This window comes from Paeniglutamicibacter selenitireducens (assembly GCF_051550675.1).
Taxonomy (GTDB): Bacteria; Actinomycetota; Actinomycetes; order Actinomycetales; family Micrococcaceae; genus Paeniglutamicibacter.
Genome location: NZ_JBPULF010000017.1, coordinates 1 through 11,099, shown reverse-complemented (window position 1 = coordinate 11,099; position 11,099 = coordinate 1). Strand labels below are relative to the sequence as shown.

The following is an 11,099-nucleotide window of genomic DNA, read 5'->3' as shown; positions in this document are numbered from 1 at the left end:
GTGCGTCCGTATGAAGGAACCCTGATCAGGCAGAAAACTGCCTATCGCCCATGTGCATTCCAAAGTTGCCAGTTTCCGTGGTCGTCTGAGGAAAGACGCAGTACCCGACTCGCCGCGTGTCTGCGGTCCTCATTCTCACGGATTGGCCGCCGCCTGCAAATGCCCGGGCACCCTGATCTGTGGCAGGCGCCGGCGAACGCCACGTACGCGGGCCGGAGCTACCGGCAGAGCTCTGCATTCAGGCTGTGGGCTCAGGCGGCGGGGTGGTGGTCTGTACTGCGCATCCGGACGGCGACCAGGATGCCTGATGCTCCGGTAAGGGATGCGACGACGCCGACTGCGGCCGGAATGCCGAATGCGTCGGCGATGATTCCGGAGAGCAGCGCGCCGACAGCGAATCCACCATCGCGCCAGAGACGGTAGATGCCCACCGAGCGGGCCCTCCACTGGGGATGGGCGACATCGCCGATGGCAGCGAGCAGCGTGGGGTAGACCATCGCCGTGCCGAGACCGAGAAGGATGGCGGCGGCCAGCCAGATCCCGAACTCCTGACCGAGGGCGATCATCGCCAGGGCGACGGCCTGGAGGAGCATTCCGCCCACGATCAGCCATTTCCGGCCGTACTTGTCCGACAGAGCCCCGGTGACGAGCTGCGCGGCGCCCCAGACTGCGGGGTAGACGGCGGCAATGATACCGATCTTTTCAATGCTCAGTCCGGCGGCGGCGAAAAGCACGGGGAAAAGTCCCCAGGCGAGCCCGTCGTTAAGGTTGTTCACCATGCCTGCCTGGCTGACCGAGGACAGCGACTTGTCCCGGAAGCTGGTCAGGGTGAAGATTTCCCTGTTGCTCAGCTCCGCGTGGGCGTCGGAGTGGGCGGAGACATGGTTGGCGGCCTCCAACTGGGCGTGGCCCCGGGTTTCCTTCACGGCGAAGAGCGACAGACCCAGTCCCAGGGCGATGTAGGCGGCGCCGAGCAGGAAGGGCCCGGGCCGCAGTCCGTAGGTGGCGGCGATGTAGCCGGTGGCCAGGGCGGTGGCGGCAACGCCGAGGTAACCGGCGGCCTCGTTCAGGCCCATGGACAGGCCCCGCTTGGACGGGCCGACGAGGTCCATCTTCATCACGACGGTGGTGGACCAGGTGAGGCCCTGGCTGATGCCCAGGATCACGTTGGCGGCAACGATCCAGCCCCAGGAGGGTCCGAAGATCAGCAGCAGCGGGACGGGCAGCGCGATGATCCAGCCGCTGATCAGGACGGGTTTTCGACCGTAGCGGTCCGAGAGGGTGCCTGCGAAGTAGTTGGTTCCGGCCTTGGCGAGACCGAAGGCCAGAATGTAGGTCAGGGCGGAGGTGTAGAGGTCCAGGTGGAAGACCTGCCCGGCAAGCAGCGGGAGCACGGTGCGTTCCTGGCCCAGGGTGCCGCCGACGAGGGCATTGACGGCGACAAGGAGGATGAACTGGGCCAGATTCTGCCTCAGGCCCAGCCCGATTGCGCCCCGGGCGCCCGGTTTGCCGGTCGTGGTGTCGTGCTTGCTCATTTGGCTGCCGCCGGATCCATAGCGGTTTCGAGATCGCTGCCGGCGGCTGCCGCCCAGTCGGCGGGTCCGCCATTGAAGACGGCGATGCCGGTACGGCCGGACGCGGCAAGGACGCTCGCCCCGCCCACGGCGCGTTCGCCGTGGCCGCACATCACTATGACCGGACCTTCGGGGATGGCTGAGAGGTTGTCGGCGAGGTAGCCGAGTTCGATGTTGACCGCGCCCGGGACGTGGCCTGCCGCGTATTCACCGGCCTGGCGGATGTCCAGGACCGCGGCCCCGGCCTGCAGCCGATCGATCATCCCGGCGGGCTCGAGCAGGGCCAGCTGGTCTGTGCCGGTGTGCGTCCGGGTCCAGGCGGGGTAGTACCCGTCGAGTTCGCCGGCGAGGGTGTCGAATCCGACTTTTGCGGCGGCGGCGGCGATGTCGGTCGGGTCCTGGTCTGGGGAGCGGACGATGACCACGGGGCGTTCCGGGGTAGCGAGCCATCCGAGCCAGGTGGCGAAGACCGGGCGGAAGGGGATGGAGAGTGAACCGGGGACGTGGCCGGCGGCATAGGCCGCCGGCTGGCGGACGTCAACGATCTGCGCACCGTCGTCGATGAGCGTCTTGACGGCGGCCGCGGACAGCGGCGTCAGGCGGCGCTCCCCGTGGAGGACGGCCGGGCCGCGCTTGTTAATTTCGCCCAGGCGAAGGAAATAGTCGGGAAAGGTGCCCAGGCTGCCCAACAGGGCATCGACGAAGGCGTCTTCGCCGTCGACCTGCAGCAGTGGGTTGGTGGCGCGTTCGGTGCCGATGGTGGTGACCCGGTCACCGCTGCCGCCGGCGGAGCAGAAGGAACCGGCACCGTGGGTAGGCCAGACGGGGGTGGCGTCGGGGAATTCCATCAGGCGCTGCAATGACCGGTACTGTGCCCGGGCCAGAGGCACCGTCATCTCCGGGCTGACCAGGTCGGTGCGGCCAGCGGTGCCCACCATCAGGGAACCGCCGGTGAAAATCCCGGCCAGGTCCCCGCCTTCCAGGAGCAGGTAGGAGAGGTGCTCGGGGGAGTGCCCGGGGGTGTGCAGGGCCTCCAGAGTGAAACGGCCCATGTCAACGCTTTGGCCGTCGGTGAGTCCGGTGTGGGCGAAGCCTCGGGGTCCGACCTCGGGAGCCAGCACGGTGGCGCCTTCGATCCCGGCAAGTTCGGCAACGCCCGAGATGAAATCGGCGTGCAGGTGGGTTTCCACAGCATAGGCGATGCTCAGTCCGCGCCGGGCGGCCTCGGCGCGGACTTGGCGCAAATCCCGCTCGGGATCCATGACGAGGGCCCGCCCATCACCGAGGTCGAGCAGGTAGGTGGAGTTGCCCAGTCCCTCGTCCACGACGGGGATCAGATTCAAGGAGTCCATGATTGTTTCCTTCCGTGCCGGGGGCGACGTCCGGCACTATGCTGGTATTCCAAGAAAACGTGGAATAGTATTTGCTCCAGTATTACATGGATATTTGGAGGAGCAAGTGGGAGACAAGGCCAGGAAATCGGAGCTCTTCGAGGAGTTCGCCCGCGTCGGCAAGGCCCTTGGCAACGGCAAGCGGCTTGAGCTGGTGGACCTGCTCAGTCAGGGGGAGCGGAGCGTGGAAACCCTCGCCGCAGCCGCCGGACTGGGGCTAAGTACCGCCTCGGCCCATTTGCAGGCGCTGCGCCAGGCCGGGCTGGTTACCACCCGGCGGGACGGGAACCGGATCCACTATGACCTCGCCGGCCCCGACATCCTCCGGCTCTACAGCCTGCTCCGTTCAGTCGCTCAGGAGCACGTGGCCGAGGTTGAGTCCAAGCGGGTCGCTTACCTGGGTCTGGATGGCGCGCGGGCCGAAGAAGAGGAAGTCACCCGCGAAGACCTCCTCGCGCGCGTCGGGGCCGGAACCGTGACAGTGCTCGATGTGCGTCCTGACGAGGAATACGGCGTGGCCCACATCCCCGGAGCCGTCTCGATCCCGCTCGACCAGCTCCTCGACAGGCTCTCCGAGCTGCCCGATGACCGTGAAATCGTCGCCTACTGCCGCGGGGCGTACTGCGTCCTTGCCTACGAAGCCGTGGACCTGCTGCACTCGAACGGCCGTCGAGCCCGGCGGCTGCACGAGGGAATGCTTGAATGGCGCCTTGGCGGCCTGCCCGTGGAAGCCGCCGCCGTCTAGACAAATCAATGCCCTGTTGCCCCGCACTTGGCCACGGCGTCGTTCGTTGGGCCTGGAATCAGGCAACACGTCACGCGGATGGAGGTCCTCGCATGATGTATGGATGGAACGACGGCTGGGGAGTCTGGGGGTGGGCTCTGATGGCCTTGACTATGCTGTTTTTCTGGGGCGGCGTTGTTACCGTCGTGATCCTGCTGGTCCGTGGCCGGGGATCCGAAGGACCCGGGCATTCCGGTCGCTACGGCGCTTCTCACGACGAGGCCGAACGGATCCTCAACGAACGATTTGCCCGCGGTGAAATCGACGAAACTGAGTTCACCGCGCGCCGCGAGACTCTCAGGCGGAAGCTCTGAGGCTTCTTTCCCTGCGGAGCTAGCTGCTGGTCGGCATCCTCGCCTCACTGGACTTCACCGGGCTCACCCCCGAGATCTTCAATACCGTACGACAGGCCTTGTTCACCGGCCATTAAGAACCGCCATAACCAGGCCATTTACCGTTGCGATTCACATCCCAGCCCCTCAAATTCGACGCGGAGACAATCAGACCGGAATCTCAGCAAAGAATCGTTTCGCTTCCCGATCCCATGTCTTCATCGTCCTGTTCCCCACGACGCGGTGGCCATGAATCGTCCCGAGAATCATGCGGCCATATTGTGTGAGCTCGGGTTACGGAATGCTTCCGGTCAACCGCCGCTAGCGGCACATATGACCCAGTTGGCTTGCTTCCCATGGGAAGCGACAATGCAGAAGCATCTTGCCCTGGTCGCCCGGGGTTTGGGCCGGCGATAAGCTGGTCGTCATGTCAACAACCGGTTCCCTCGTTCCCGACGGCTACGCCCAATTCCTCACCGATCTGAAGGACCGCGTCCGCTCGGCCCGGGTGCAGGCCCAGCGGGTCGTGAACACGGCCCTCATCGACCTGTACTGGAACATCGGGAACCGGATCTTGGCAGAGCAGGAACGCCAGGGGTGGGGAAGCGCGGTGATCACCAGGCTCGCCGAGGATCTGCGCCGGGAATTCCCGGAAATGACCGGCCTGTCCCGCAGCAACCTGCAGTACATGCGCGCCTTCGCGGCCGCATGGCAGGACTGGGACCCAAATGTCCCACAGGCTGTGGGACATTTGCCGTGGGGCCACATCCGGGTCCTGCTGGACAAGAACCTCCCCTTGGATTCCCGGGACTGGTACGCCGGCGCGGCCGTGGAACACGGCTGGTCCAGGAACGTCCTGATGAACATGATCATGAACAAGACGCTGGAACGAACCGGGGCGGCGCCGTCCAACTTCGCACGACACCTGGCGGCGCCGGATTCGGAACTGGTGCAGCAAATGGCCAAGGACCCCTACACCCTGGAATTCCTGGGCCTCACTGGGGAGATCGCCGAACGCGACCTCGAGCAGGCCCTCATGGACCGCATCGTGGAGACCCTGCGGGAACTGGGTCCGGGATTCGCGTTCGTCGGCCGGCAGGTCCACTTCGACGTGGACGGCGACGACTTCTACCTCGACCTGCTGTTCTTCCACGTGGAGCAGCTGCGCTACGTCGTCGTGGAACTCAAGACCGGAAAGTTCCAGCCCGAGTACGCCGGCAAGCTCCAGTTCTACATCGCCCTGGTCGACGACAAGCTCCGTCGGGCCGCCCATGCGCCCACCGTGGGCATCCTGATCTGCGGCAGCCGCAACGAACACACGGTGAGATACGCGTTGAACCAGTCCAACACCCCCATGGCCGTGTCCACCTACACGTACGAGACGCTGCCTCCCGCGGAACAACAGGCCCTGCCCGATGCCGACGAACTCGCCGCCGCCCTGGACTGGGCGGAACCGGAAGAAAAATAGCCGACGGCTGGCGCGCCATCAGCCCAGGATTGATCCCCCCGAAAGCGTCACTGCAAACCACCCCAAGCGACACTTCCTTGATTCACCGCTGTGCCTTTCTGTTTGGCTCACTGGGCAGCAACGCCACCGGCTTCAAATTCGTGTCCATCGTCGGCTCAGCAAGGAACAGCGCATACCCCGTTCCGGGGCGATCGTGCGCGTCCGTTTGATGCCCCCGCGAACCGGGCATTTTCGCGGGCCGATCTTACGGGATTCCAGCGGCCGCGGAACCATGCGGATTCCATGTCTGAATAGTTTTGGGTACGTGGCACCACTGATCGACCGTCTTACGGGACAGCTTGGGCGACCTGGTGAGGAATGTGACCGTTAGTTCTATGAGCTGTCGGGATGACTTTCAGGCCGGTTGGCGGCGGTGCTCGGTGCGGATGATGAGGGGCAGGAATCGGACGTAAAGGACCATGCCGATGAGTTCGACCAGCGTCTGGGTGACCACCACCAGTGCGGCCAGGGCAAGGGGTTCGGGCAGCGCCAGGGCCAGCGGGAGAACGACCAGGGAATTGCGGGTCGCGCCGCTGAACACCGCCGCACGCGTGGCTGCGACATCGAGGCCTGCCGGTTTGGCCGCCAGCATCCCCAGCGGCACCATCACCAGCAGGAAGGCAACATAAAGCGGAACCACCGCCAGCAGCGAGCCAAGCTCCTCTCCGACTCCGGTGATCTGTGAACCGACGACAACCGCCAGGGTCGCCATCATGAGGGGAACCATCAAGGCCTGCATGACATCCATGACGATCCTTCCCGTCGCTGCCTTGCGTGCCAGCGACTGAGTGAGTGCCGCCGCGGCCAAGGGGATCAGGATCAGGAAGACCAGGGCCTCGACGAAGGGTGCAGGGTCGATGGCCGAAACCACTTCGGGGCCGACAAAAAGCAGCAAGTAGAGGGGCAGCAGGAGCATCTGGAGCAACATCAAGACCGGAGCGGCGGCCAGCAGCCGATCGCTGGCCCCGCCGGCCAGTCCGGTGAACACTAAGACGTAGTCGATGCAGGGGGTCAAAAGCACCAGCAGGACCCCGAGAAGCAAGGCCTGGTCCCCGGCAACGAAACGCGTCAGACCGAACACCACCACTGGAACAACGACGAAGTTCAGCACCAGCACGGTTCCCATGAACCGCAAGTCCTTGGCGGCCTTCCCTATGGACGCGAAAGGTATGCCCAGGAACGTCGCGAAGAGCAACAGCCCCAGGACAGGGTTGATCGTATGTTCCAGGGCGTCGGCCGAACCGGGTGCCAGGAATCCGACGGCACCGCCGATCAGGATGGCCAGCAGGTACAGACCGATCTGATGGCGTTCCATCCGTGCAATGAAGTTCCGCGTATTCACCCTGTTCATGCTAGGCGGGATGGCCCGTCACCCATGAATTAGTCTCGGGCTTCCGCCCGGGCCCTGCGAGAAGGTTGCCTTGGTTTGGCCGCCTTGTCGCAGTTTGTTTTGGCGGCCTGGGCCTAGTGGATAGGTCTGCTCCACGGGTGCGCATCACAGGCAACGTTCAACCGAAATTGTGTCCTTTGAGATTCCGGCGTGCGGCCATAGATCCGGGGAATGATGGTTGTCGGAGTGGCTTTGGATCAGCACAAATGCAACGGTTGACTCTGCGTTGTGTGCGGGCCCTGCACGCCGGGGGTGGAGGGCAGTTCGACAATTGCGAGTGCCTCAGTGACCTGATTCACGGCCGTGTGCGCTGGCTGCACCGACCCCCGCTTTTGTCGCTGTCCGGAAGGTTACCGTTGGCGGCGTAGTCGGAGCGCCCGAAGCAAGATGCCAACCATGAATACGGCCAGTCCGGTCAGGACCGAGACCGGTGGCAGCGTCGCTACCAACGCAACACACGCCAGGGCGCCGACGGCTTGCAGCGCCTTGGGATACCGGCGGTCGGCGTCTGGTTGGGTGAACGCGGCAATGTTGGCGACCAGATAGTAGACCAGGACGCCGAAGGACGAGAAGCCGATGGCTCCCCGCAGGTCCGCCACGGCGATCACTGCGCAGATCACGACCGCCAGGACCACCTCGGCACGGTGCGGGACCTGATAACGAGGGTGGACGGCTGCAAGCCAGTTCGGCAGGTCGTGTTCCCTAGCCATGGCCAGACTGGTGCGGCCCAACCCGGCAACCAGGGCCAACAGGGCGCCCAGCGCGGCAACGGCTGCACCGATGCGTACGATCGGCGCGGCCCATGCCCACGTCCCCGAACCCACGACATCGGCCAGGGGCGTTGCGGAGGCCGCGATTCCCTCGGGCCCGATAGTTGCCAGTAGCGTCACGGCGATGACCGCGTACACGATGATCGTGATGAGCAGGGCGGTGCCGATGGCGCGCGGGATCGTTCGCTTGGGGTTGCGGACTTCTTCGCCCATCGTCGCGATCCGCGCGTACCCGGCGAACGCGAAGAACAGCAGTCCCGCTGATTGCATGATCCCGTACCACCCGGAGGCGAGGAGGCCTTCACCAAGGATGTTGAGTGGCGCAGGTTTGGTGCCTCCCCAGGCGGCCGCCACGCCAATGGCCAGGGCGATGAGCACGGCAACCACCAGGATCCGTGTCAGCCGTGCGGTGCGTGTGACTCCGTGGTAGTTGACGGCCGCCAGACCGATGACGGCGGCGATGGCAACCGGTCGCTCCCACCCGGCCGGGGCCGCATAGGCAGCGAAGGTCATGGCCATCGCTGCGGCACTGGCGGTTTTGCCGACGATGAAGCCCCACCCGGCCAGGTACCCCGGCCACGGGCCAAGGCGTTCACGCCCGTAGACGTAGGTTCCGCCCGAGGTCGGGTAGGCCGCCGCCAATTGGGCGGATGATGTGGCATTGCAGAAGGCGACGAAAGCCGCCACCACGAGCCCCACCAGAAGGCCGGATCCTGCCGCTGCGGCGGCGGGAGTGAAGGCGGCAAACACGCCCGCCCCGATCATCGATCCCAGCCCGATGACTACGGCATCGGTGGTCCCTAGCCGGCGGGCCAAGGTTGGTTGGTTACTCATGTTCGTTGTCCTTGTGCGGTGCGGGGAGGACTTCGGCGGCCAGCTCGGCAACGGCCTTGCGGCCTTCGGCCAGCGCTTCGATGCCCCGGGCCGTGGCCCGGTAGATTCGGCGGGGTCGCCCGTCAACGACCTCCTGGCGAGAGGTGAGCAGTCCTTGCTCTTCCATCCGGTGCAGGGTTGGATACAGGGTTCCGGGGGAAATTGCGTATCCGTGGTTGGAGAGTTCCTCCGACATCCATGCGCCGTGGATCTCTTCCTCGGCGGCATGGTGCAGGATGTGCAGCCGGACGGCGGCACGCGTAAGTTCACGCATTAATTTCTCATTCAAGTCCGCTGATATCGAAACCCGATATCCACAGTCGATATTACTCGCGGCTTCTCACCTGCAGGGCCGTTTCCCCGGTTGTTGGGGAACTGTTCATCTGAGCGGCGCTTTCTTCTGCCGCAAACACCCTGAATCCGAGGGCAAGCTCGCGTGTTGTAAGGAATCAGTGCCCGTCATGGCCTGCCGCTCGTTCGGGTCACCAATGCCGACCGTTTTTGGGAAGCACCGGGAATTAAGAAATACATACTTCGCACTGCGTGCTCGCGGTTTCAGACGCCGTTTTCGGTACCCGTCTGAACGACGGCCCGCATGCGTTTCGGCTTGTGCAGACGTCTTCTGCCAGCCTGCCAGTCAGCCTCCGGGTCGGCCAATGTCCACCAGGGAAAGTGGCACTGGGCTTCGGTGCCGCGGCGTCCGGCCAGAGTGTTAGAGTATGCGTATGAATGCGGATAAGAATATATGTGGCCTTGATCCCTCATCGGAATTTGTCGACCTCGCTGCCGAGGTGTTCGGCATCCTCTCCGATTCGACGCGGATCAGGATCATCCTGGCACTGCGCGGCACCGATGAACTCCCCGTCAATGCCATCGCCGAAGCAGTGGGAAAAAGCCCGTCCGGGGTTTCCCAGCATCTGGCGAGACTGCGCATGGCCCGCATGGTCACCACACGCCAGGACGGGACCAAGGTGCTCTACCGACTGTCGGATGAACATGCCTCCGCACTCGTGCGTGAGGCAATCAAGCAGGCCGAGCACTCCGTTGCCAACGGGCAGATGCCGCCACACCACCACGCCCCGCAGCACTAGCCGCTTCCTTTCGACTCAGCGTTAGGCCACCCCATGCTCGCCGTGCTCCGCAATACCGCCTACGCCAAGCTCTTCGGGGCACAGATCATTGCCCTGCTTGGCACGGGCCTGCTGACGATTGCCCTGGGCCTGCTTGCCTTCGATATCGCCGGGGGCGACGCTGGTCTTGTCATGGGTGCGGCCATGACGATCAAGATGGTCGCCTATGTCGCCGTCGCACCGGTCATTGGCGCACTCGTGGCCCACGTGCCGCGCAAACGCCTGCTGATCACCTCGGATATTGTGCGTGCCGGTGTGGCGCTTTGCCTGCCGTTCGTCACCGAGGCGTGGCAGATCTACGTGCTCATTTTCCTACTGCAGTCAGCCTCCGCGACCTTCACCCCGGCATTCCAGGCGCTCATTCCGTCGGTCTTGCCCGAAGAGCGCCAATATACCCGCGCGCTGTCACTGTCACGACTCGCATACGACCTGGAGTCGCTTGTCAGTCCCATGTTGGCGGCGGCCCTACTGACGGTGATCAGTTACCACGACCTCTTTGCGGGCACCGTGGCCGGCTTCATCGGCTCGGCCATCCTTGTCTCTCTCACTCGCTTTCCGGTCATCAACCCACCGGGCAGCTCGGGGTTCTTCGGCCGTCTCACCAGCGGTGTGCGTGTTTTCTGGGCTCGGCCGGAGCTCAGGGGCCTGATGGCCCTGAACCTTGTTGTCGCCACCACCACGGCGATGGTCATCGTCAACACGGTTGTCCTGGTCAAGGCGGATCTCGCACGTTCGCAAGCGGACGTTGCCATCATGCTGGCGGCCAATGGGGCGGGGTCAATGATCATTGCCCTGAACATCCCTCGGCTACTGGACCGATTCCCTGATCGAAGGGTCATGTTCTGCGGTGCCGCCTCCCTGCCGGTGGCATTGCTGGCGGGAGCTGCGGTGCTGCAGTGGGGAACCGGGCAAGCACAATGGTTCGGACTCATCGGGATTTGGTTCATCATCGGAGCGGCAACTTCCACGATCCTCACGCCGTCATCCCGCCTCCTGCAGCGCAACAGCGACGACCAAACCAGGCCGGCGATCTTCGCGGCGCAGTTTTCCCTCTCGCACGCGTGCTTCCTGGTGACCTACCCCCTGGCCGGAACCCTAGGGGCAATATTTGGGCTGCCGGTCACGGCCTTGGTGCTCGTGGTCATCGGGATGCTCGGAGCAACGCTGGCATTCGCCACGTGGCGCACTCCAACCAGGCCGCCAACCCCACCACCCGAAACCACGAACGCCGTTTCTCGGGGGAACTCGTAAGCGATCGTTTTCACACGCCGACAATTCAAGATGGTTCACTGATCGATGTATAGTCATTGCATGCTGACCATTGCGACTCGACTCGACGTGATGAACA

The 11,099-nt window shown here is 64.3% G+C and carries 10 protein-coding genes; 5 read left to right on the top strand and 5 right to left on the bottom strand.

The window, feature by feature from the left end; genetic code table 11:
- Positions 1-251: 251 nt before the first annotated feature.
- Positions 252-1,535 (bottom strand): MFS transporter, encoded by a 1,284-nt coding sequence (locus ACSYDW_RS18855; RefSeq protein ID WP_438340274.1) that lies wholly within the window; start codon positions 1,533-1,535, stop codon positions 252-254.
- Entirely contained in the window at positions 1,532-2,926 is a 1,395-nt protein-coding gene (locus ACSYDW_RS18850) for an MBL fold metallo-hydrolase (protein WP_438340273.1), read from the bottom strand. Before ACSYDW_RS18850 ends, ACSYDW_RS18855 begins: the two co-directional genes overlap by 4 nt.
- Before the next feature lie 94 nt (positions 2,927-3,020).
- Between ACSYDW_RS18850 and ACSYDW_RS18845 the strand changes: the two genes are divergently transcribed.
- The 3 genes from ACSYDW_RS18845 (at position 3,021) to ACSYDW_RS18835 (ending at position 5,549) form a co-directional block, all read left to right on the top strand.
- Positions 3,021-3,710 carry an ArsR/SmtB family transcription factor gene (locus ACSYDW_RS18845; RefSeq protein ID WP_438340272.1) on the top strand — a complete coding sequence of 230 codons (690 nt, stop codon included), beginning with the start codon at positions 3,021-3,023 and terminating at the stop codon, positions 3,708-3,710.
- A 92-nt stretch (positions 3,711-3,802) separates the two neighbouring features.
- On the top strand, positions 3,803-4,063 hold the full coding sequence (locus ACSYDW_RS18840; RefSeq protein WP_438340271.1) for an SHOCT domain-containing protein: 261 nt from the start codon (positions 3,803-3,805) through the stop codon (positions 4,061-4,063).
- 445 nt (positions 4,064-4,508) lie between these two features.
- Entirely contained in the window at positions 4,509-5,549 is a 1,041-nt protein-coding gene (locus tag ACSYDW_RS18835) for a PDDEXK nuclease domain-containing protein (RefSeq protein WP_438340270.1), read from the top strand.
- A gap of 394 nt (positions 5,550-5,943) precedes the next feature.
- Here ACSYDW_RS18835 and ACSYDW_RS18830 read toward each other — a convergent pair whose 3' ends face one another.
- From ACSYDW_RS18830 to ACSYDW_RS18820, 3 genes are all read right to left on the bottom strand, one after another.
- Positions 5,944-6,939, bottom strand: a complete 996-nt coding sequence (locus ACSYDW_RS18830) for an arsenic resistance protein (protein ID WP_438340269.1) — start codon at positions 6,937-6,939, stop codon at positions 5,944-5,946.
- A 389-nt stretch (positions 6,940-7,328) separates the two neighbouring features.
- Entirely contained in the window at positions 7,329-8,582 is a 1,254-nt protein-coding gene (locus ACSYDW_RS18825) for an APC family permease (RefSeq protein ID WP_438340268.1), read from the bottom strand.
- A complete protein-coding gene (locus ACSYDW_RS18820; protein WP_438340267.1) occupies positions 8,575-8,895 on the bottom strand; it encodes an Rv3488 family transcriptional regulator in 321 nt (106 codons plus the stop codon). Before ACSYDW_RS18820 ends, ACSYDW_RS18825 begins: the two co-directional genes overlap by 8 nt.
- A 451-nt stretch (positions 8,896-9,346) precedes the next feature.
- On the opposite strand from ACSYDW_RS18820, the gene ACSYDW_RS18815 reads away from it, so the two are divergent.
- Both ACSYDW_RS18815 and ACSYDW_RS18810 read left to right on the top strand, forming a co-directional pair.
- Positions 9,347-9,712: an ArsR/SmtB family transcription factor gene (locus ACSYDW_RS18815; RefSeq protein ID WP_438340266.1), complete on the top strand. Its 366-nt coding sequence runs from the start codon at positions 9,347-9,349 to the stop codon at positions 9,710-9,712.
- A 33-nt stretch (positions 9,713-9,745) separates the two neighbouring features.
- Positions 9,746-11,002 (top strand): MFS transporter, encoded by a 1,257-nt coding sequence (locus tag ACSYDW_RS18810; protein WP_438340265.1) that lies wholly within the window; start codon positions 9,746-9,748, stop codon positions 11,000-11,002.
- Positions 11,003-11,099 lie beyond the last annotated feature (97 nt).

What these genes read in the sequence shown, in the direction of transcription:
- ACSYDW_RS18855 (WP_438340274.1), bottom strand. Translation starts at nt 1,535, where the DNA reads ATGAGCAAGCACGACACCACGACCGGCAAACCGGGCGCCCGGGGCGCA.
- ACSYDW_RS18850 (WP_438340273.1), bottom strand. Translation starts at nt 2,926, where the DNA reads ATGGACTCCTTGAATCTGATCCCCGTCGTGGACGAGGGACTGGGCAAC.
- ACSYDW_RS18840 (WP_438340271.1), top strand. Translation starts at nt 3,803, where the DNA reads ATGATGTATGGATGGAACGACGGCTGGGGAGTCTGGGGGTGGGCTCTG.
- ACSYDW_RS18835 (WP_438340270.1), top strand. Translation starts at nt 4,509, where the DNA reads ATGTCAACAACCGGTTCCCTCGTTCCCGACGGCTACGCCCAATTCCTC.
- ACSYDW_RS18830 (WP_438340269.1), bottom strand. Translation starts at nt 6,939, where the DNA reads ATGAACAGGGTGAATACGCGGAACTTCATTGCACGGATGGAACGCCAT.
- ACSYDW_RS18825 (WP_438340268.1), bottom strand. Translation starts at nt 8,582, where the DNA reads ATGAGTAACCAACCAACCTTGGCCCGCCGGCTAGGGACCACCGATGCC.
- ACSYDW_RS18820 (WP_438340267.1), bottom strand. Translation starts at nt 8,895, where the DNA reads ATGCGTGAACTTACGCGTGCCGCCGTCCGGCTGCACATCCTGCACCAT.
- ACSYDW_RS18815 (WP_438340266.1), top strand. Translation starts at nt 9,347, where the DNA reads ATGAATGCGGATAAGAATATATGTGGCCTTGATCCCTCATCGGAATTT.
- ACSYDW_RS18810 (WP_438340265.1), top strand. Translation starts at nt 9,746, where the DNA reads ATGCTCGCCGTGCTCCGCAATACCGCCTACGCCAAGCTCTTCGGGGCA.